Origin of the sequence: Streptomyces sp. NPDC053427 (genome assembly GCF_044544985.1) — a bacterium.
In the GTDB taxonomy this organism is placed as follows: domain Bacteria; phylum Actinomycetota; class Actinomycetes; order Streptomycetales; family Streptomycetaceae; genus Streptomyces.
Genome location: NZ_JBITYA010000021.1, coordinates 15553 through 39339 on the forward strand (window position 1 = coordinate 15553; position 23787 = coordinate 39339).

Annotated in this window: 3 protein-coding genes; all 3 read left to right on the forward strand. The window is 74.8% G+C overall.

Annotation, left to right across the window (positions count from 1 at the left end):
* Positions 1–2: 2 nt before the first annotated feature.
* The 3 genes from ACIGWZ_RS38435 to ACIGWZ_RS38445 all read left to right on the forward strand — a co-directional run bounded on the left by ACIGWZ_RS38435 (position 3) and on the right by ACIGWZ_RS38445 (position 23719).
* Positions 3–16217, forward strand: coding sequence for a type I polyketide synthase (locus ACIGWZ_RS38435; protein WP_400072532.1), 16215 nt, complete (start codon positions 3–5; stop codon positions 16215–16217).
* A gap of 92 nt (positions 16218–16309) precedes the next feature.
* Positions 16310–22438: a type I polyketide synthase gene (locus ACIGWZ_RS38440; protein WP_400072545.1), complete on the forward strand. Its 6129-nt coding sequence runs from the start codon at positions 16310–16312 to the stop codon at positions 22436–22438.
* A 96-nt stretch (positions 22439–22534) separates the two neighbouring features.
* A complete protein-coding gene (locus ACIGWZ_RS38445) occupies positions 22535–23719 on the forward strand; it encodes a cytochrome P450 (RefSeq protein ID WP_400072534.1) in 1185 nt (394 codons plus the stop codon).
* Positions 23720–23787 lie beyond the last annotated feature (68 nt).

Genomic DNA, 23787 nt, shown 5'->3' on the forward strand with positions numbered 1-23787 from the left:
CGATGAACGCGCCCGAGAACGTTGTGGAAGCACTCCGCGCCGCCGTCAAGGAGGCCGACCGGCTGCGACGGCAGAACAGGATGTTCGTCGCCGCGGCGAAGGAACCCGTCGCCGTCATCGGCATGGGCTGCCGCTTCCCCGGAGCCGTCGACTCCCCGGAGGCGCTCTGGGAGATGGTGGCGTCCGGCAGGGACGTGATGTCCGGATTCCCCGATGACCGTGGCTGGGACCTTCAGGCGCTGGCCGCCGGCGGCACCGACGCCCGCGACACGTCCGTCAGCCGGCAGGGCGGATTCCTGGACTGCATCGCCGACTTCGACCCCGGCTTCTTCGGGATCTCGCCGCGCGAGGCCGTCACCATGGACCCGCAGCAGCGGCTCCTGCTGACGACCGCGTGGGAGGCGATCGAGCGGTCCGGCATCGATGCCGGCCGGCTGCGCGCCACCCGTACCGGCGCGTTCATCGGCACCAACGGCCAGGACTACGCCTACCTCCTGGTCCGCTCCCTGGACGATGCGACCGGGGACGTCGGCACCGGCATCGCCGCCAGCGCCGCATCCGGCCGCCTCTCCTACACGCTCGGCCTCGAAGGCCCCGCGATCACCGTCGACACCGCCTGCTCGTCGTCGCTGGTGGCCCTGCACCTGGCCGTGCAGTCGCTGCGCGGCGGCGAGTGCGGCCTGGCCCTGGCCGGCGGCGTCAATGTGATGTCCACGCCGGGCTCCCTCGTCGAGTTCAGCCGGCAGGGCGGCCTCGCACGCGACGGCCGCTGCAAGGCGTTCGCCGACTCCGCCGACGGCACCGGCTGGTCGGAGGGCGCCGGTGTGCTCGTCCTGGAGCGGCTCTCCGACGCCCGCCGCAACGGCCACCCGGTCCTCGCCGTCATCCGCGGCTCCGCCGTCAACCAGGACGGTGCCTCCAACGGCTTCACCGCGCCCAACGGCCCCTCCCAACAGCGCGTCATCAAGCAGGCCCTCGCCAACGCCGGCCTCACCACCGGCGACATCGACGCCGTCGAGGCGCACGGCACCGGCACGCCGCTCGGCGACCCGATCGAGGCGCAGAGCATCCTCGCCACGTACGGGCAGGACCGCGCACGGCCGCTGCTGCTCGGCTCCGTCAAGTCCAACATGGGCCACACCCAGGCCGCGTCGGGCGTCGCCGGCGTGATGAAGATGATCATGGCGATGCGGCACGGCGTCCTGCCGAGGACCCTCCACGTCGACCGGCCCTCCACCCACGTCGACTGGACCTCCGGAGCCGTCGAGCTCCTCACCGAGTCCCGGCCCTGGCCCGACAGCGACCGGCCGCGCCGCACCGGCGTCTCCTCCTTCGGCGTCAGCGGCACCAACGCCCACGTCATCGTCGAGCAGGCACCCGAACCGCCCGCCGCCCCCGAGGACGACACCGCGCCCCGCGCCCCGCAGGCCCTGCCGTGGCTCGTCTCCGGCCGTACCGAAGCGGCCCTGCGCGACCAGGCCACCGCCCTCGTCGCCCACCTCGACGGCGCCCCGCGCGCCCTCGACACCGCGTTCTCCCTCGCCACCACGCGCGCCACCCACGAGCACCGCCTCGCCGTCGTCACCGACCCGGCCGGCACCACCGGCCGGGAAGCCCTCGCCGCCTGGCTCCGGGACGGAACGGCGCCCGGCACGTACGAGGGCCGTGCCGCGGGCCGCACCCGCTCCGCGTTCCTCTTCTCCGGTCAGGGCTCGCAGCGGCTCGGCATGGGCCGCGAACTCCACGCCGCTTTCCCGGTGTTCGCGGCGGCCCTCGACACCGTCCTCGACCACCTGGACGGCGCGCTCGGTGCGTCCCTGCGGGATGTGATGTGGGGCGAGGACGAAGCGCGCCTCAACGAGACCGGGTTCACCCAGCCCGCCCTCTTCGCCCTCGAGGTCGCGCTGTTCCGCCTCGCCGAATCCTGGGGCCTGGCACCGGACTTCGTCGCCGGGCACTCCATCGGTGAACTGGCCGCCGCGCATGTCGCGGGTGTGTTCTCCCTGGCGGACGCGTGCCGCCTGGTCGCGGCCCGCGCCGAACTGATGCAGGCCCTGCCGCGCGGCGGCGCCATGGTCGCCGTCGAGGCCGCCGAGGACGAGGTGACGCCGCTGCTCACCGACGGCGTCTCGCTCGCCGCCGTCAACGGCCCCGCAGCCGTGGTGATCTCCGGCGAAGAGGCCGCCACCCTCGCCGTCGCCGGGCAACTGGCCGCAGCGGGCCGCAGGACCACGCGCCTGCGCGTCAGCCACGCCTTTCACTCGCCGCTCATGGACCCGATGCTGGAGCGCCTGCGGGCCGTCGCCGAGAGCCTGTCCTACAGCGAGCCGGCAATCCCGGTGGTTTCCCATCTCACCGGCGCCGTCGCGACCACCTACGAGCTCTGCTCACCCGACTACTGGGTCCGGCAGGTCCGCGAGGCCGTGCGCTTCGCCGACGGCCTGCGCACCCTCGCCGACGCCGGCGTCGGCGTCTTCCTCGAACTCGGCCCCGACGGCGTGCTCGCCGCTATGGCCCAACAGTCCGCCACCGACGCCGTCGCCCTCCCCGTCCTGCGCAAGGGCCGCGCGGAGGAGCCCGCCGCGGTCGCCGCGCTCGCCCGCCTCCACACGGCCGGTGTGCCCGTCGACTGGACCGCCTTCTACGCGGGCACCGGCGCCCGCCGCACCGACCTGCCGACGTACGCCTTCCAGAACGAGCGCTACTGGCCGAAGGCCACCTACCGTGCCGCCGACGCCACCGGACTCGGCCTCGCCTCCGCGGACCACCCGCTGCTCGGCGCCGCGATGTCCGTCGCCGGCTCCGACGAACTCCTGCTCACCGGCACCCTGTCGCTCGCCACCCACCCGTGGCTCGCCGACCACGTCGTCGGCGGCATGGTCTTCTTCCCCGGCACCGGATTCCTGGAGCTGGCCGTCCGCGCCGCCGACCAGGCGGGCTGCGAACGCGTCGAGGAACTCCTGCTCGCCGCGCCCCTCGTCCTGCCGCGCACCGGCGCCGTCCAGGTGCAGATCTCGGTCGGCGCCGCGGACGAGGACGGCGGCCGCGACCTGCGCTTCTACGCGCGGCCCGGCGAAGACCAGGACGCCGACTGGACGCAGCACGCCACCGGCCGCGTCACCGGCGGCGAGCACACCATCGGCTTCGACACCGCCGTCTGGCCGCCGCGCGACGCCACCGCGGTCGACATCGACGGACTCTACGAGCGGTACGCGGGCAACGGCCTCGACTACGGCCCCGTCTTCCGCGGCCTGCGCGCGGTGTGGCGGCGCGGCGAGGAGATCTACGCCGAGGTCGCGCTGCCCGACGAGGTCGCCGATGCCGACGCCTTCGGCCTGCACCCGGCGCTCTTCGACTCCGTCCTGCACAGCACCCTCTTCGCCTCCGCCGACGGCGACGACCGCAGCCTCCTGCCGTTCGCCTGGCACGGCGTCTCCCTGCACGCCTCCGGCGCCGCCGCCCTGCGCGTACGCATCACCGGCTGTGGCGAGGACGCCGTCGAGATCGTCGCCGTCGACCCGCAGGGCGAACCCGTCGTCTCCGTCGAGGCGCTGACCCTGCGCGCCGCCGGACCGGCTCCGCAGGACGCGGGCCGGCGGGGCGACGTCAACTCCCTCTTCCGCATCGACTGGACGCCGCGCACCGCGCTCACCCCGGACACCCCCGCCACCTGGGCCGTCCTCGGCGACGACACCCTCGGCCTGAGCGCCGCGCTCACCGCCGCCCGCACGGACGGCACCGGCGTGGCCGCCGTCCGCGCGCCGCTCGCCTCCCTCGCCGAACTCACCGCCCGCGACGACATCCCCGTGCCCGACGTCGTCGCGGTGCCCCTGCACGGCGACACCGACCGGGGACCCGGCGCCGCCCACGACCTCACCCGCACCGCCCTCGACCTGGTGCAACGATGGCTCGCCGACGACCGCTTCGCGCGCTCACGGCTCGTCCTGGTCACCCGCGGCGCCGTCGCCGACGGCGAGGGCCGCGCGCTCGACCTGGCCGCCGCGCCGCTGTGGGGCCTGGTGCGTTCCGCGCAGTCCGAGAACCCCGGCCGCATCCTGCTCGCCGACCTCGACGACACCGCCGAGTCCGCCGCCCAACTGCCCGCACTGCCCGGCCTCCTCGACTCCGACGAACCGCAGGTCCTCGTCCGCTCCGGCACCGTCCGGGTCGGCCGCCTCGCCCGCCTGGAGTCCGGCCGCTCCCTCGTACCGCCCGCCCGCACCCCGTGGCGCCTGGACAGCCGGGCCAAGGGCAGCCTCGACGAACTCGCCCTCCTGCCCCACCCGGAGGCCCGGCGACCGCTGACCGGCCACGAGGTCCGCGTCGGCATCCGCGCCGCGGGCCTCAACTTCCGCGACGTCCTCAACGCGCTCGGCATGTATCCGGGCGAGGCCGGCCTGTTCGGCTCCGAGGCGGCCGGCGTGGTCACCGAAATCGGGCCCGACGTCACCGCACTCGCCCCGGGCGACCGCGTCATGGGCATGCTCTTCGGCGGATTCGGCCCGCTCGGCATCGCCGACGACCGGCTGCTCACCCGCGTCCCCGACGACTGGACCTGGGACGCCGCGGCCGCCATGCCGCTGGTCTTCCTCACCGCCTACCACGCCCTGGTCGACCTCGGCGCCGTGCGACCCGGCGAAAAGGTCCTCGTCCACGCGGGCGCCGGCGGCGTCGGCATGGCCGCCGTGCAGATCGCCCGGCATCTCGGTGCCGAGGTCTTCGCCACCGCCGGCGAGGGCAAGTGGGAGGTCCTGCGCTCCCTCGGTGTCGCCGACGACCACATCGCCTCCTCGCGCACCCTGGACTTCGCCGACGCCTTCGCCGCGGTCACGGGTGGCGGCGGCATCGACGTGGTCCTCAACGCCCTGGCCGGTGAGTTCGTCGATGCCTCGATGCGGCTGCTCGGCGACGGCGGACGGTTCCTGGAGATGGGCAAGACCGACATCCGCGATGCCGCCGACGTCCCGGACGGCATCCGCTACCGGTCCTTCGACCTCGGCATGGTCGATCCGGACCGCATCCAGCAGATGCTCACCGCCCTCGTCGAGCTGTTCGACGCGGGAACGCTCAGCCCGCTGCCGGTCCGCACCTGGGACGTCCGGCGCGCCAAGGACGCCTTCCGCTTCATGAGTACGGCCCAGCACATCGGCAAGATCGTCCTCACCCTGCCGCCCATCCCCGACCCCGACGGCACCGTACTGATCACCGGCGGCACCGGCGGCCTCGCCGCCGTGCTCGCCCGCCACCTCGTCACCGAGCACGGCGCCCGCCATCTGCTCCTCACCAGCCGCCGCGGCCCCGATGCGCCCGGCGCCCGGGAACTGCGCGACGAACTGGCCGCCCTCGGCGCCCAGGTCACCGTCGCCGCCTGCGACGCCGCCGACCGCGACGCCCTCGCGGCGCTCCTCGACGGCATCCCCGCCGCGCACCCGCTGACCGCCGTCGTCCACACCGCCGGCGTCCTCGACGACGGCACCGTCGCGTCCCTGACACCCGAGAGCCTCGGCACCGTCCTGCGGCCCAAGGTCGACGCCGCCTGGCATCTGCACGAGCTGACGCGCGACCTCGGCCTCGCCGCGTTCGTCCTGTATTCCTCGACGGCCGGCGTCATGGGCGGCCCGGGACAGGCCAACTACGCGGCGGGCAACGCCTTCCTCGACGCGCTCGCCGCGCACCGGCACGCCCTCGGCCTGCCCGCCACCTCGCTTGCCTGGGGCGCCTGGGAGCAGGGCGCCGGCATGACGAGCGGCCTGGCCGACCACGACGTACGGCGCGTCAGCGACGCGGGCGGCATGCCGCTGCTGTCCGTCGAGCGCGGCCTCGCCCTGTACGACGCCGCCACCGCCGCCGACGAGCCGCTGATCGTGCCGCTGGGCCTCACCGGCGGCTCGGTGCCCGCCGCCGTCGGCGTCCCCGCCCTCCTGCGGGGCCTGGTACGCGCCGGCGGGCGTCGCACCCGCGCCGGTTCCGCCGGTGTCTCCCGCGCCGGACTCGCCGAACGCCTCGCCGCCCTGCCGGAGGGGGAGCGGGCGCCGTTCGTCGTCGACCTGGTGCGCGCCGAGGCGGCCACCGTCCTCGGCCACCGCTCCGCCGCATCCGTCGACCCGTGCAGCGAGTTCCGCCGCCTCGGCTTCGACTCGCTCACCGCCATCGAACTGCGCAACCGACTCGGCAAGGCCACCGGCCTCACCCTGACCGCCACCCTGATCTTCGACTACCCGACCCCGGACCGGCTCGCCGCGTACCTCCTCGACGAACTCCTCGGCGCGGCGGCCGCCGTCGAAGTCTCCGCCCCCGAGCCCGCGACGGCCGCGACCGACGACCCGGTCGTCATCGTCGGCATGAGCTGCCGCTTCCCCGGCGACGTCGCCTCGCCCGAGGACCTGTGGGACCTGGTGGCCTCCGGCACCGATGCCATCAGCGGCTTCCCCGCCGACCGCGAGTGGGAACTCCACCCGCCGATCGGCGGGGGCGAGCCCGGCGACCTCGGCGGCCAGGGCGGATTCCTGCGCGACGTGGCCGACTTCGACGCCGCCTTCTTCGGCATCTCGCCGCGCGAGGCGCTCGCCATGGACCCGCAGCAACGCATCCTGCTCGAAGTGTCCTGGGAGGCCGCGGAGCGGGCCGGCATCGACCCGCTGACCCTGCGCGGCAGCCGCACCGGCGTCTTCATGGGCGTCAGCGGCCAGGACTACTCCGGCCTCGTGATGCGCTCCCGCGACGACATCGCCGGACACGCCACGACCGGCCTCGCCGTCAGCGTCGTCTCCGGCCGTCTCGCCTATGCCCTCGGCCTGGAGGGCCCGGCGCTGTCCGTCGACACGGCCTGCTCCTCCTCGCTCGTCTCGCTCCATTTGGCCGCCCAGGCGCTGCGCGCGGGCGAGTGCTCCATGGCGCTGGCCGGCGGCGTCACCGTCATGACGACCTCCGCGAACTTCGCCGGGTTCTCCCGGATGGGCGGCCTCGCCCAGGACGGCCGCTGCAAGGCGTTCTCCGACTCGGCCGACGGCACCGGCTGGTCCGAGGGCGCCGCTGTCCTCGTCCTGGAGCGCCTCTCCGACGCCCGGCGTTCCGGCCACCGCGTCCTCGCCGTGGTGCGCGGCTCCGCCGTCAACCAGGACGGTGCGTCCAACGGCCTGACCGCGCCCAACGGCCCGGCGCAGCAGCGCGTCATCCGGCAGGCTCTCGCGAACGCGGGCCTGTCCGCCGCCGACGTGGACGCCGTCGAGGCGCACGGCACCGGCACGCCGCTCGGCGACCCGATCGAGGCGCAGGCCCTCATCGCCACCTACGGCGAGGGCCGGAACCCCGAACGGCCACTGCTGCTCGGTTCCGTGAAGTCGAACATCGGCCACACCCAGTCCGCGGCCGGCGCGGCCGGGCTGGTCAAAATGATCATGGCGATGCGGCACGGCACCCTGCCGCGCACCCTGCACGTCACCGCACCGTCCTCCCACGTCGACTGGTCCGACGGCACCGTCCACCTGCTCACCGAGGAGACTCCCTGGCCCGCAACCGGCCACCCGCGCCGCGTCGGCGTGTCGTCCTTCGGCATCAGCGGCACCAACGCCCACGTCATCCTGGAGCACCCGCCGGCCGAACCGGCCCCGGCCGCCCGCGGCGACCGGCCCGCGCCGACCGCCGTGGCCTGGCCGGTCTCCGCCAAGAACGAAGCCGCGCTCGACGCCCAGCTCGCCCGCCTGCGCGCCGCACCCCTCCCCGCCCTCGACACCGCCCTCACCCTGGCGACCGGGCGCTCCGCCTTCGAACACCGCGCCGTCCTGCTCGCCCCCGGCGGAGAACACGCCCCCGGCGGAGACCTGCCGGAGGTCGCCAGGGGAGTGGCCGTGCCGCGCAGCACCGCCTTCCTCTTCTCCGGGCAGGGTGCGCAGCGTCTGGGGATGGGGCGTGAGTTGTATGGGGCGTTTCCGGTGTTTGCGGAGGCGTTGGATGCGGTGTTGGTGTTGTTGGACGGTGAGTTGGGGGTGTCGTTGCGTGGGGTGATGTGGGGTGAGGATGCGGGGTTGTTGGAGCGGACGCGGTGTGCGCAGCCGGCGTTGTTCGCGGTTGAGGTGGCGTTGTTCCGGTTGGTGGTGAGTTGGGGTGTGCGGCCTGATTTTGTGGCGGGGCATTCCGTGGGGGAGATTGCGGCGGCGTGTGTGGCGGGGGTGTTCTCGTTGGAGGATGCGTGCCGTCTGGTGGGGGCGCGGGCGCGGTTGATGGATGAGTTGCCTGCGGGTGGTGCGATGGTTGCGGTGGAGGCGGCCGAGGAGGAGGTGCTGCCGCTGCTCGGTGGGGGTGTGTCGATTGCGGCGGTGAACGGGCCGACGTCCGTGGTGGTCTCCGGTGAGGAGGCGGCGGTCCTTGCGGTGGCGGAGCGGCTGGCTTCGCGGGGTCGTAGGACCAGTCGTCTGACGGTCAGTCATGCGTTTCATTCGCCGTTGATGGATCCGATGCTCGACGCGTTCGCCGCCGTGGCCGAGAGCATCGCCTATCGCGCCCCGCGCATTCCCGTCGTGTCCCACCTTGCCGGTGCCGCATCCGGTACGGACCTGACCGATCCCGGCCATTGGGTGCGGCATGTGCGTGAGGCCGTCCGGTTCGGCGACGGTGTGCGTACGCTGGCCGACCGCGGCGTCACCGCCTTTCTGGAGATCGGGCCGGACGGTGTGCTGTCTGCCTTGGCGCGTGCCGTCCTGCCCGCCGACGCGGTCGTGACGCCCGCTCTGCGCAAGGGCCGTGACGAGGAGAGCGCCCTGCTCACCGGCATGGCCCGACTGCACGTCGCCGGCGCCGACGTCGACTGGGCCGCGGCCCTGGCAGGCACCGGGGCCCGCGCCACCGACCTGCCGACGTACGCCTTCCAGCGCGAGCGGTTCTGGCCGCGACTGGCCGTCGCCGACCCCGGCAGCGGCGCGGGCACCATGGACGCCGAGTTCTGGGCCGCCGTCGAGCGGGAGGACCTGGAGTCGCTCACCGAGCGTCTGGACATCGACGGCGACAGCCTCGGCGCAGTCCTGCCCGCCCTGTCCTCCTGGCGCATCCGCCGCCAGGCCGAGACGACCGTCAACGCTTGGCGCCACCAAGAGCGTTGGCGGCCTCTGGCCCTTGGCGGCGCGCCCACCGACGGCCACCGGCTCGTCCTCGTACCCGCTGCCGCCGCCGACGACCCCTGGGTCACCGACGTCGTCGCCGCCCTCGGCGCGGACACCCACCGCGTGGACCTCGCGGCCGAGGAAACCGACCGCGCCGCCCTTGCCGCCCTCCTCACCGAGACGGCGCAGCACAGTGACCTCACCGGCATCGTCTCGCTGCTGGCCCTCGACGAGCGGCGGAGCGCGGGCGGCGTGCCCGCCGGAACCACCGCCACCGCGGCACTCGTCCAGGCCCTCGCCGACACCGGCGTGGACGCACCACTGTGGGCCCTGACCCGCGGCGCCGTCGCCGCCGTCCCGGGAGAAGAGCTGCGCGCGCCCGCCCAGGCCGCCGTCTGGGGCCTCGGCCGCGTGGCCGCCCTCGAAATCCCGCGCCGGTGGGGCGGCCTGATCGACCTGCCCGCCGTACTCGACGAGCGCACCGCCCGCCGCCTGCCGGCCGCCCTCACCGGCGCGGGCGACGAGGACCAGATCGCCCTGCGCGCCACCGGAGCCGTCGGCCGCCGCATCACCCCCGCACCGGCCGCACCCGATGACGCCACCACATGGCAGCCGTCCGGCACGGTCCTCGTCACCGGCGGCACCGGAGCGCTCGGCAGCCACGTGGCCCGGTGGCTCGCCGCCCACGGCGCCGAACACCTCCTGCTGCTCAGCCGCAGCGGACCGGCCGCACCCGGTGCCGACGAGCTGACCGCCGAACTCACCGCACTCGGCGCCCGCGTCACCCTCACGGCCTGTGACGTCGCCGACCGGCAGCAGCTCGAACAGGCCCTCGCGGCCGTCCCCGACGACTGTCCGCTGACCGGTGTCGTGCACACCGCCGGAGTCCTCGCCGACGGCGTCCTGACCTCCCTCACCCCCGAGCGGTTCGAGGAGGTGTTCCACGCCAAGGTCGCCTCCGCCGTCCTCCTCGACGAGCTGACCCGCGACCTGGACCTTTCGGTCTTCGCCCTGTTCTCCTCCGTCGCGGGCGCCATCGGGAACCCCGGCCAGGCCGCCTACGCGGCGGCCAACGCGGTCCTCGACGCACTCGCCGGGCACCGCGCCGCCCAGGGCCGTGCGGCCACGTCGCTCGCCTGGGGCGCCTGGGCCGGCGGCGGTATGGCCGAGCGCAGCGCCCGCCCCGGGGCCAAGCCCGTCGGCCCGCTCGACCCGGCCCTGGCCATGAGCGCCCTGGCCCGCGCGGTCGCCGAGCCCGAACCGGCCGTCGTCCTCGCCGACCTCCGGCAGCCCAAGCTCCTGGAGACGCTCCTCACCCTGCGGCCCAGCCCGCTGCTCGCCGAACTGCCCGCCGCCCGCGCCGCAGCCCGGTCGGTCCGGGAGACCCGCCGCGACCGGCGGACCGCCGCCGGCGCCCTGCGCCACCGGCTCGCCGACACCGAGCCCGCCGGGCGCGTCGCCGTCCTGCTCGGCCTCGTACGGACCACGGCGGCCACGGTCCTCGGCCACGCGGGACCGGACGCGATCCGCGGCGACAAGCCGTTCCGCGGCCTCGGCTTCGACTCGCTGACCGCGGTGGAGCTGAGCAACGCCCTCGCCGCCGCCACCGACCTGGCCCTGCCCGCCAGCCTCGTCTTCGACTATCCGACGCCCCGCGCGCTCGCCGAGCACCTGGTCGGCGAACTCACCGGTGCGCACGCGGAAGCCCCGACCGCCACCACGCCGGCCCCCCTCCCGGACACCGACGACCCGGTCGTCATCGTCGGCATGGCCTGCCGCTTCCCCGGCGGCGTCCGCTCGCCCGAGGACCTGTGGCGGCTGCTCGCCGAGGGCCGCGACGGCATCGACGCGTTTCCGGCCGACCGCGGTTGGAACCTCGACATCCTCGCCGGCGACGGCCGGGGACGCAGCGCGACCCGCGAGGGCGGATTCCTCTACGACGCGGCCGACTTCGACGCCGCCTTCTTCGACATCTCGCCGCGCGAGGCGCTGGCGATGGACCCGCAGCAGCGCCTCCTCCTGGAAACCGCATGGGAAGCCGTCGAGCGCACCGGCACCGACCCGGCGCGCCTGCGCGGCAGCCGTACCGGCGTCTTCGTCGGCACCAACGGCCAGGACTACGCCGGCCTCGTTCTGCGCGCCCAGGAGGACGTCGAGGGCCACGCGGGCACCGGCCTCGCGGCCAGCGTCATCTCGGGACGTCTCTCCTACGCCTTCGGCTTCGAGGGCCCGGCGGTCACCGTCGACACGGCCTGCTCCTCCTCGCTGGTGGCGCTCCACTGGGCGGCCCAGGCGCTGCGCGCGGGCGAATGCTCGATGGCCCTGGTCGGCGGCGTCACCGTCATGTCGACCTCGACCGGCTTCGCCGGGTTCACCCGGCAAGGCGGCCTGGCACCCGACGGCCGCTGCAAGGCGTTCTCGGACGCGGCCGACGGTACCGGCTGGTCCGAGGGCGTCGGCGTCCTCGTCGTCGAGCGCCGGTCGGACGCCGTACGCAACGGCCACCAGATCCTCGCCGTGGTGCGCGGCTCCGCCGTCAACCAGGACGGTGCGTCCAACGGCCTGACCGCGCCCAACGGCCCGGCGCAGCAGCGCGTCATCCGGCAGGCTCTCGCGAGCGCGGGCCTGTCCGCCGCCGACGTGGACGCCGTCGAGGCGCACGGTACGGGCACCGTGCTGGGCGACCCGATCGAGGCCCAGGCCCTGCTCGCCACCTACGGCCGGGACCGCGATCCGGCGCGGCCGCTGCTGCTCGGTTCGGTGAAGTCCAACCTCGGCCACACGCAGGCCGCCGCCGGCGTCGCGGGCGTGCTGAAGATGGTCCTCGCCCTCCAGCACGGCAGCCTGCCGCGGACCCTGCACGTCACCGAACCGTCGGCCCGCGTCGACTGGTCGTCCGGCGCGGCCGAGCTGCTCACCGAGCACACCGACTGGCCCGAGACCGGCCGCGCCCGCCGCGCCGGCGTGTCGTCCTTCGGCATCAGCGGCACCAACGCCCACGTCGTCCTGGAACAGGCTCCGCCGCGCGAACCGGCCGCCCCCGCGACCGCCACCCGCACGCCCGCCGTCATCCCGTGGGTCGTCTCCGCGCGTTCCGAAGCCGCGCTCGACGCCCAGGTGGAGCGGCTGCACACCTTCGTCGCCGAACGGCCCGGCCTGTCCACGGCCGACATCGGACTATCCCTCGCGACAAGCCGCGCTACCTTCGAACACCGCACCGTCCTGCTGGCCGGCGCCGACGGCCTCACCCAAGCCGCCCGCGCCGAGGCACGCGAACGGACGACCGCCCTGCTGTTCTCCGGGCAGGGTGCGCAGCGTCTGGGGATGGGGCGTGAGTTGTATGGGGCGTTTCCGGTGTTTGCGGAGGCGTTGGATGCGGTGTTGGTGTTGTTGGACGGTGAGTTGGGGGTGTCGTTGCGTGGGGTGATGTGGGGTGAGGATGCGGGGTTGTTGGAGCGGACGCGGTGTGCGCAGCCGGCGTTGTTTGCGGTTGAGGTGGCGTTGTTCCGGTTGGTGGTGAGTTGGGGTGTGCGGCCTGATTTTGTGGCGGGGCATTCCGTGGGGGAGATTGCGGCGGCGTGTGTGGCGGGGGTGTTCTCGTTGGAGGATGCGTGCCGTCTGGTGGGGGCGCGGGCGCGGTTGATGGATGAGTTGCCTGCGGGTGGTGCGATGGTTGCGGTGGAGGCGGCCGAGGAGGAGGTGCTGCCGCTGCTCGGTGGGGGTGTGTCGATTGCGGCGGTGAACGGGCCGACGTCCGTGGTGGTCTCCGGTGAGGAGGCGGCGGTCCTTGCGGTGGCGGAGCGGCTGGCTTCGCGGGGTCGTAGGACCGGTCGTCTGACGGTCAGTCATGCGTTTCATTCGCCGTTGATGGATCCGATGCTCGACGCGTTCGCCGCCGTGGCCGAGAGCATCGCCTACCAGGACCCGCGGATCGCCGTGGTGTCCCATCTGACAGGCGAGGTGGCCGCGGCCGGGGAGCTGGGTTCCGCCGCGTACTGGGTGCGGCATGTGCGTGAGGCCGTCCGGTTCGGCGACGGTGTGCGTACGCTGGCCGACCGCGGCGTCACCGCCTTTCTGGAGATCGGGCCGGACGGTGTGCTGTCTGCCTCGGCGCGTGCCGTCCTGCCCGCCGACGCGGTCGTGACGCCCGCCCTGCGCAAGGGCCGTGACGAGGAGAGCGCCCTGCTCACCGGCATGGCCCGCCTGCACGTCGCCGGCGCCGACATCGACTGGGCGGACGTCCTCTCCGGTATCGGAGCCCGCCGCGTGGCGCTGCCCACGTACGCCTTCCAGAAGGAGCGCTACTGGCCCTCCCTCGCCGCATCGGCCCCCGGCGACGCCTCCGGGCTCGGCCTCGAGGCCGGACACCACCCGCTGCTCGGCGCCGCGACCACGGTCGCCGGATCCGACGAGTTCCTGCTCGCCGGCCGACTGTCGACCGCCGCGCAGCCCTGGCTCGCCGCGTACGAGGAGGACGGCACCGCCGTTTTGCCGGCGTCGGTCCTTGCCGAACTCGCCCTCCGCGCGGGCGACGAAGCGGGCTGCACGACCGTCGAGGACCTGACGGTCACCGCACCCCTCGTCCTCCGCGGCAAGGACGCGCAGCGCCTCCAGATCCGCGTGGCCGCCCCCGACGACACGGGTCGGCGCACCCTCGCCGTGCACACCCGGCCCGAAGGCGCCGCGACCGGCCCGTGGACCCTGCACGCCACCGGCGTCCTCGCCACCGGCGACCCGCGGACCCCGGCGTCCGGCACCGTCTGGCCGCCGGAGCGCGCCGGCGCCGTCGATGTCCTCCCCGAACCCGCCGGACCGGCCGTCCTGCGTGCGGCCTGGCAGCGCGACGGGGACGTCTTCGCCGAGATCGAACTCGCCGAGCAAGGCCCCGCCGAGGGTTCGTTCGCGATCCATCCGGGGCTCCTTGACGCCGCGGCCCGCGCCGGTGGCCTGCTGGACGGCGACGAGGCGCTCGACGCCGTCTGCTGGCAGAACCTCACCCTGCACGCCGCGTCCGCCACCACCCTGCGGGTGCGCCTCACCGCGGTCGGCGAGGGCACCTGGACGCTGGAGGCCGCCGACGCGCACGACGCGCCGGTCCTGTCCGCCACGGGCGTCACCCTGCGCGCCGTTGCCGGGCACCGTCCGGACCCGGCCGCGGGCACCGACGGCGCGACGCTGCTCACGCTCAACTGGACACCGGCGCGCACGGCCGCACCGGCCGGCGAGCGCCGCCGGTGGGCCGTCATCGGCGGCGACCTGCCCGAACTCGACGCCGCCCTCGCCGCGACGGAAGGCGTCCGTGCCGTGCGCGAGCCCTCGCTCGCCTCGCTCCTGGACAGCGGGATGCCCGTGCCGCCCGTCGTCCTCGCGCCGGTCACCGGCAACCCGGCCGCGACCGGCGGCCCGACCGCCGCCGTACGTGCCACCACCACCGCCGTCCTCGGCCTCCTGCAACGCTGGACCGCCGACGAACGCACCGCCGACTCCCGCCTCGTGGTCGTCACCCGCGGCGCCGTCGCCGCGGGCCGGGAGGACGTGCACGACCTGGCCGCGGCACCGGTCTGGGGCCTCGTACGTGCAGCCCGGTCCGAGAACCCCGGCGGCCTGCTGCTGCTCGACCTCGACGCGTCGGACACCGCCGACGAGACCCTCGCCGCCGCGCTCGCGTCCCTGCCGGCGCTGCTCGACGCGGGCGAGACCCAGGCCGCGGTGCGCGACGGCGTCGTCACCGTCGCCCGCCTCGACCACGCGGCGCAGGACCCTGCGGTGCCCGCCCCGCACCAGGTGCGGGACTGGGACCGCGACGGCACCGTCCTGATCACCGGCGGCACCGGCGGCCTCGGCGCCGCACTCGCCCGGCATCTCGTCACCGGCCACGGCCTCAAGCACCTGCTGCTCGTCGGCCGCCGCGGCACCGACGCGCCCGACGCCCAGGAGCTCAGCGACGAACTCGCCGTCCTCGGTGCGGAGGTCACCGTCGCCGCCTGCGACGTCGCCGACCGCGCGGCGCTCGACACGCTGCTCGCCCAGCTGCCCGCCGAGCACCCGCTCACCGCCGTCGTGCACGCCGCCGGAGTCCTCGACGACGCCACCATCGGCGCGCTGAGCGCCGAGCACCTGGACACGGTGCTGCGCCCCAAGGCCGACGCCGCCTGGCATCTGCACGACGCCACCCGCGGGCTGCCGCTCGCCGGGTTCGTGCTGTATTCGTCGATAGCCGGTATCACCGGCGCCCCCGGGCAGGGCAATTACGCCGCCGCCAACACGTTCCTCGACGCGCTCGCCGCGCACCGCGCCGCCCAGGGCCTGCCCGCCCTCTCGCTCGCCTGGGGACCGTGGGCACCGGACGCCGGGATGACCGGTGCGCTGAGCGCCACCGACCTGGAACGCATGGAGCGCTTCGGCGTGGCGCCGCTCACCGCGGAGCGGGGGCTGGCCCTGTTCGACGCCGCGATTGACCGCGGTGACGCGCTCGCCGCGGTCGTCCAGTTCTCCCGCGCCGCCGCACCGGCCACCGGAGACGTTCCCGCCGTGCTGCGCACCCTGGTGCGCGGCCGGCGCCGCACGGCGGCCACGGCCGCGCGCACCGGGGGACTGGCCCAGCGCCTCGCGGCACTCGATACCGAGCAGCGGCATCAGGCCCTGCTCGACCTGGTCCGCACCGAGACCGCGGCGGTGCTCGGCCACGCCACGGCGGCCGCCGTACCCGCCGAACGCGACTTCAGCCGACTGGGCTTCGACTCGCTGATGGCCGTCGAGCTGCGGACGCGGCTGTCCGCCGCCACCGGCGCCCGCCTGTCGGCCACGCTCGTCTTCGACCACCCCACACCGGACGCCGTCGCCCGGCACCTGGCCCCCGCCCTGCTGGGCGCGGCCACGGACGGCGCGAGCACATCGCCGCTGGCCGAACTCGACCGTCTGGAAGCGGCGTTGTCCGCCGACGGCGTCGACGAGGTCACCCGCAGCGGCGTCGCCGGACGGCTGCGGCAGCTGCTGGCGCGATGGGACGGCGCCGAGCAGGACAGCGGCCCCCGCACCGTCACCGAACGCATCGAGGCGGCGAGCGCCGACGAGGTCCTGGCCTTCATCGACAACGAGCTCGGCCGGTCGTCGGACTCCTGACCCCGCCCGAACTCCCACCAGCGCGCGAAACATCTGAGGAATCTGAGGAAGGTGCACGGACGATGCCCGACGAACAGAAGCTCGTCGCATACCTGAAGTGGGTCACGTCGGATCTCCACCAGACCCGGCGACGCCTCCAGGAGGCCGAGGCGGGCCGCCACGAACCCGTGGCGATCGTCGGCATGGCCTGCCGCTTCCCGGGCGGGGTGCGTTCCCCGGAGGACCTGTGGGAGCTGCTGGCCGCCGGCCGCGACGCCATCTCCCCGTTCCCGGCCGACCGCGGCTGGGACCTGGACGCCCTGGCCGGCGACGGACCGGGCCGCAGCGCCACACAGGAAGGAGGATTCCTGCACGAGGCGGCCGACTTCGACCCGGGCTTCTTCGACATCTCGCCGCGCGAGGCGCTGGCGATGGACCCGCAGCAGCGTCTTCTGCTGGAGACCGCGTGGGAGGCCGTCGAACGGTCCGGTATCGACCCGGCCGGGCTGCGCGGCAGCCGCACTGGCGTCTTCGTCGGCACCAACTCCCAGGACTACGCCCACCTGGTCCTCGCCGCCCAGGACGACATGGGCGGCTACGCGGGCAACGGCCTCGCCCCCAGCGTGATGTCCGGCCGCCTCTCCTTCGTCCTCGGACTCGAAGGCCCCGCCGTCACCCTCGACACGGCCTGCTCGTCGTCCCTGGTGACCCTGCACCTGGCCGCCCAGGCCGTCCGCGCGGGCGAATGCGGCCTCGCCCTGGCCGGCGGCGTCACCGTCATGACGACGTCGTCGAGCTTTGCCGGGTTCAGCCTCCAGGGCGGCCTGGCCCCCGACGGCCGCTGCAAGGCGTTCTCCGACGATGCGGACGGCACCGGCTGGTCCGAGGGCGTGGGCATGCTCCTCGTCGAGCGTCTCTCCGACGCACGGCGCAACGGCCACCCCGTGCTCGCCGTGCTGCGCGGCTCCGCCGTCAACCAGGACGGCGCGTCCAACGGCCTCAGCGCCCCGAACGGCCCGTCCCAGCAGCGCGTCATCCGCCAGGCCCTGGCCGGCGCCGGGCTCTCCCCGGCCGATGTCGACGCGGTGGAGGCGCACGGCACCGGCACCGCGCTCGGCGACCCCATCGAGGCCGGCGCGCTGCTCGCCACGTACGGCCAGGAACGCGACCCGGAGCATCCGCTGCGCCTCGGCTCGGTCAAGTCCAACCTCGGTCACATGCAGGCCGCCGCCGGTGTCGCGGGCGTCATCAAGATGGTGCTGGCCCTGCGCCACGGCCTGCTGCCGCAGACCCTCCACATCGACGCCCCGTCCTCGCACGTCGACTGGGACTCCGGTGACGTACGGCTGCTCACCGAACCACTCGCATGGCCCGGCGGCGCACGGGTGCGCCGCGCCGGGGTGTCGTCGTTCGGCATCAGCGGTACCAACGCCCATGTCATCCTCGAAGAGGCACCCGCCGCCGAGGAGACGTCCGCGGCCGAACCGGCGCCCGCCGGGACGGACGAACCGGCCGCCGCACCGCAGCCCCGTGTCACCCCGCGCGCCGTGCCGTGGCCGGTGTCCGCCCGCAGCGCCGCCGCCCTCGACGCCCAGCTGGAGCGCGTCCGCGCGCTCGCCACCACGCCCGGCGCGAACGCGGCCCGCATCGGCGCCGCGCTCGCCACCACCCGTACCGCCTTCGAGCACCGCGCACTCCTGGTCGCCGAGGGCGGCACCCTCGTCGAGGCCGCGCGCGGCAGGACGGCCACCGGCGACCGCGGCAGCCTCGCCGTCCTCTTCTCCGGCCAGGGCTCGCAGCGCCTGGGCATGGGACGCGAACTGCACGCCCGTTACCCGGTGTTCGCCGCCGCCCTCGACGAAACCCTCGCCCTTCTCGACGACCGGCTCGGCCACTCGCTGCGCGACGTCATCTGGGGCGAGGACCCCGTACGGCTCGACGACACCGGCCACACCCAGCCCGCGCTGTTCGCGGTCGAGGTCGCGCTGTACCGCCTGCTGGCCTCCTGGGGCATGCGGCCCGATTACGTCGCCGGGCACTCCGTCGGCGAGATCACCGCCGCGCACGTCGCGGGCGTCCTGTCCCTGGAGGACGCCTGCACACTGGTCGCCGCCCGCGCCACGCTGATGCGGGGCCTGCCGCGGGGCGGCGCGATGGTCGCGCTGCGGGCCACCGAGGAGGAGGTCCGCCCGCTGCTCGGCGACCGTGTGGCGATCGCCGCGGTCAACGGCCCCGAGTCCGTCGTCGTCTCCGGCGACGAGGACGCCGTCCTGGCCGTCACCGCGCACTTCACGGCACTGGACCGCCGCACCACCCGCCTCTCCGTGAGCCACGCCTTCCACTCGCCGCTCATGGACCCCATGCTCGACGCGTTCGAGAAGGCCGTCGGGGACCTCACCTTCGCCGCCCCGGCGATCCCCGTCGTCTCGAACCTCACCGGCGGCCTCGCCGCCGCCGAGGAACTGGCCACCGCGCACTACTGGGTGCGCCACGCCCGCCAGGCGGTCCGCTTCGGCGACGGCGTACGCACCCTCGCCGACCGCGGCGTGCGGACCTTCCTCGAACTCGGCCCCGACGGCGTCCTGTCGGCTCTCGTACGCGAGAACGTCCAGGACCCGGACCTCACCGCCGTCCCCGCCCTGAGCAAGCAGCAACCGGAGGAGACCACGGTGCTCGGCGCCCTCGGCGCCCTCTACACGCACGGCGCGGCCATCGACTGGGACGCCGTGTTCGCCGGGACCCACGACCCCCGGGCCGACCCCGTGGACCTGCCGACGTACGCCTTCCAGCGTGCGCGCTACTGGCCGACGCTACGCGCCAGCACCGGCGATCCCGCGGGCCTGGGGCTGACGGCCGCCGGACACCCGCTGCTCGGCGCGGCCGTCGTCCTCGCCGACTGCGACGAGACCGTCCTCACCGGCCGCCTGGCGCCCCGGTCCCACCCGTGGCTCGCCGACCACCGCGCCGACGGCCGCACCACCGTGCCCGGCGCCGTCCTCGCCGAACTCGCCCTGCGCGCCGGCGACCTGAGCGGCACCCCGCGCGTGGCGCAGCTCGACCTGCTCGCCCCGCTCGCGCTCGACGACCGCGACGCCGTCACCCTCCAGGTGCGCGTCGGCGCCGCCGACGACTCCGGGCAACGGCCACTCACCGTGCACGCCCGCCCCGCGGACCGGGACGACGCCCCCTGGACCGCATACGCCCGAGGCGTCCTGGCCACCGCCGCCGACACGGACCCGGTCGGCTTCGACACCGCGGAGTGGCCGCCGCGCGACGCCCGCCCCGTCCCCCTGGAGGAGTGCCCCGGCCACCCCCACGGCCCGCTGCCGCGCGGCCTCACCGGCCTGTGGCGCCGCGAGGGCGAAGTCTTCGCCGACCTCCAACTGCCCGCCGCCACCGGCCCCGACGGCTCCTACGGCATCCACCCGGCGCTCCTCGCCGGTGCCCTCCACGCCGCCGCGGCGCTCTACGGCGACGGCGACGGTGCCGTCGAGCCGACCGGCTTCACCGGCCTGGCGCTGCACGCCACCGGCGCCACCGCCCTGCGCGTCCGCCTGGCCACCGAAGGGCCCGACGCCGTCTCCCTCAGCGCCGTCGACGTCGAGGGCGGGCCCGTCCTGACCGCCGAAGCGCTCACCCTCGGCGCCGTCCAGGGCTCCCCGCAGACCGCGCCGACCGGCCGCACCGGACGCGGCGACCTGTTCACCCTGAACTGGGTGCCCGTCACCCCCTCCGCCCGCGCCACCGGCACCCGTTGGGCCGTCATCGGCGCCGACGAACTCGACCTCGGCTACGCGATGCACCGAGCCGCCGAGACCGTCAGCGCCTACGCGGACTCGCTCGGCGGAGCCATCGGCGACACCGGCATCGCCCCCGACGTCTTCCTCGTGCCCGTCGTCGGCGCCGCCGACGCCGGACCCGACGCCGTGCACGCCCTGACCTCCCGCGTCCTGGAACTGCTCCAGGAGTGGCTGGCGGAACCCCGCCTGTCCGGTGCCCGCCTCGTCTTCGTCACCCGCGGCGCCGTCGCCATGGACGGCGAGGACGTCACCGACCTCGCGGGAGCGGCCGTCTGGGGCCTGGTGCGCTCCGCCCAGACCGAGAACCCCGGAAGCCTGCTCCTCGTCGACCTGGACGACGCGTTCCTGTCCGCCGGCGTCCTGCCGGACCTCCTCACCCTCGACGAGCAGCAGCTCGTGGTCCGCAACCACTCCGTCCGCGCCGCACGCCTGGCCCGGCTGGCCGAGCCGGCCGCGGAGACCGCGCCCGCGTGGAATCCGGACGGCACCGTCCTGATCACCGGCGGCACCGGCGGCCTCGGCGCGGCACTCGCCCGCCACCTGGTCACCGCGCGCGGTGCCCGGCACCTGCTGCTCGCCGGCCGCCGCGGCCCCGAAGCACCGGGCGCCCAGGAGCTCGTGGCCGAACTGGCCGCCCTGGGCGCCGAGGTGACCCTCGCCGCCTGCGACGTCGGCGACCGCGCGGCCGTCGACGCGCTCGTGGCGTCCGTACCGGCCGCACACCCACTGACCGCGGTCGTGCACACCGCCGGCGTCCTCGACGACGCGCTCATCGGCTCGCTCACCCCCGAACTGCTGCGCACCGTCCGGCGGCCGAAGGCCGACGGCGCTTGGCATCTGCACGAGGCGACGCGCGGGCTCGACCTGGCCGCCTTCGTCCTGTACTCCTCGGTCTCCGGCGTCCTCGGCAGCCCCGGCCAGGGCAACTACGCCGCCGCCAACGCCTGTCTCGACGCACTCGCCCGGTACCGCACCGGGCAGGGGCTGCCCGCCGTGTCGCTCGCCTGGGGCCCGTGGGGACGGGGGAGCGGTATGACCGGCTCCGTCAGCGACCTCGACCTGGAGCGCATGGCGCGCGGCGGTATGCCGCCGCTGAGCATCGAGGACGGACTCGCCCTGTTCGACGCCGCCACCGCCCGCCCCGAACCGGTGATCGTGCCCAGCCGCATCAACATCGCCGGGCTCCAGGTGCAGCAGGCGCTGCCCGCGCTCTGGCGCGACCTGGTGCCGCGCACCCGCAGGACCGCGGCCGACGCCGGCCGCTCACCGGTCACCGTGCGCGAGCGACTGCGCCACCTGGACCCGGCGGGACGGCAGAAGCTGCTCACCGAGCTGGTCGTCGGCTACTCCGCCGGGCTCCTCGGCCACCCCGACCCCGCCGCCATCGACCCCGAACGCGGCTTCCTGGAGCTGGGCTTCGACTCCCTGGTCTCCGTCAGCCTGCGCAACCAGCTCGCCGAGATCCTCGGCCTGCGCCTGCCGACCTCGGTCGTCCTCGACAACAAGACCCCCGTCGAACTGGCCCGCTGGCTCCACCAGGAACTGGGCGAGCGCCCCGAGCCCGGCGCCGCCACCGGCACCACGCCCGCCGTGGCGCGCCCCTCGCAGCACGCCGACGACACACTGGAGGGCCTGTTCTACGGCGCGGTGCGCGCCGGCAAGCTCGTCGAGGGCATGCGGATGCTGAAGGCGGTCGCCAACACCCGGCCCACCTTCGAGACCCCGGCGGATCTGGAGGAGCTGTCCGAGCCGGTCACCCTTGCCGACGGCCCCGGCACCCCGCGGCTGATCTTCGTCAGCGCGCCGGGTGCCACCGGCGGCGTCCACCAGTACGCGCGGATCGCCGCCCACTTCCGGGGCAAGCGCCGAGTGTCCGCGCTGCCCCTGATGGGATTCGCGCCCGGCGAGCTGCTGCCCGCCACCAGCGACGCCGCGGCCCGTATCGTCGCCGAGAGCGTCCTGATGGCCAGCGACGGCGAACCGTTCGTCATGGTCGGCCACTCCACCGGCGGCTCGCTCGCCTACCTCGCGGCCGGTGTGCTGGAAGACATCTGGGGCGTCAGGCCGGAATCGGTCGTCCTGCTCGACACCGCGTCCATCCGCTACGGCGCCGCCGAGGGCAACGACCTCGACCGCACCACCAGGTTCTACCTCGCCGACATCGACTCCCCGTCCGTGACGCTCAACAGCGCCCGGATGTCGGCCATGGCCCACTGGTTCATGGCGATGACCGACATCGAGGCGCCGGCCACGACCGCGCCGACGCTCCTGGTGCGCGCGACGCAGGACGTCGACGGCTTCCGGCTCGACACCTCGGCCGTCCCCGCCGACGAGGTCCGCGACATCGAGGCCAACCACCTCTCCCTCGCCATGGAGCACTCCGCGCTGACCGCGCAGGCCATTGAACGATGGCTCGCCGACCTGCCGGACCCCACGGCCTGAGACCGGGCCCGGCCGGCGTCCATTCCCCCGCACCCGGCCGGGCCCTCGCACACCGGCACCACCGGCACCACCGTCGTCCCCAGGAGACCGCCCGCCATGACCACATCGCCCGAACTACCCTCCCTCAAGGCCGAGGTGCCGCCCGTCCTCCAGCTCAGCCCGCTGCTGCGCGACCTTCAGAGCAAGGCCCCCGTGTGCAAGGTCCGCACCCCCGCGGGCGACGAGGGCTGGCTCGTCACCCGGCACGCCGAACTCAAGCAGCTGCTGCACGACGAGCGCCTGGCCCGCGCGCACGCCGACCCGGCCAACGCGCCGCGCTATGTGCAGAACCCGTTCCTCGACCTGCTCGTCACCGACGACGCCGACGTCGCCCGCGCCCTGCACACCGAGATGCGCCGGCTGCTGGCGCCGCAGTTCTCCGCCCGCCGCGTCCTCGACCTCCTGCCGAAGGTGGAAGCGATCGCCGAGGGCGTCCTCGCGCACTTCGTCGCCCAGGGCAAACCCGCCGATCTGCACGGCCGGTTCTCGCTGCCGTTCTCCCTGTCCGTGCTGTGCGCGCTCATCGGGATCCCCGCCGAGGAGCAGGGCCGACTCGTCGCCGTCCTCACGAAGATGGGGGAGCTGGACGATGCGGCGAGCGTCCAGGAGAGGCAGGCCGAGCTGTTCGGGCTGCTCGTCGAGCTGGCCTGCCGCAAGCGCGCCGAACCGGAGGACGACGTCATCTCGCGGCTGTGCGTCGACGTGCCGTCCGACGAGCGCATCGGCCCCATCGCCGCCGGGCTGCTGTTCGCCGGTCTGGACAGCGTCGCCAGCCACATCGACCTGGGCGTCGTGCTGTTCACCCGGTACCCGGACCAGCTCAAGGCCGCGCTGGCCGACGAGAAGGTGATGCGCGGCGGCATCGAGGAGATCCTGCGGTCCGCGAAGGCCGGCGGTTCCGTCCTGCCGCGGTACGCCACCGGCGACGTGGAGATCGGCGACGTCACCATCAGGACCGGCGACCTGATCCTGCTGGACTTCACCCTCGTCAACTTCGACCGGCAGGTCTTCGACGAACCCGAGGTCTTCGACATCGGGCGGACCGCCAACCCCCATCTGACGTTCGGCCACGGCATGTGGCACTGCATCGGCGCGCCGCTGGCCCGGATGCAGCTCAAGACCGCCTACACGCTGCTGTTCACGCGGCTGCCCGAACTGCGGCTGACACATCCCGTCGAGGAGCTGCGGGTACTGTCCGGCCAGCTCTCCGCCGGTCTCACGGAACTGCCCGTCACCTGGTAGCCGCGCCTGCCGCGCATGCATGAGGGCGCCCACCCGGCCGGGTGGGCGCCCTCATGCGTGGCCGTCCG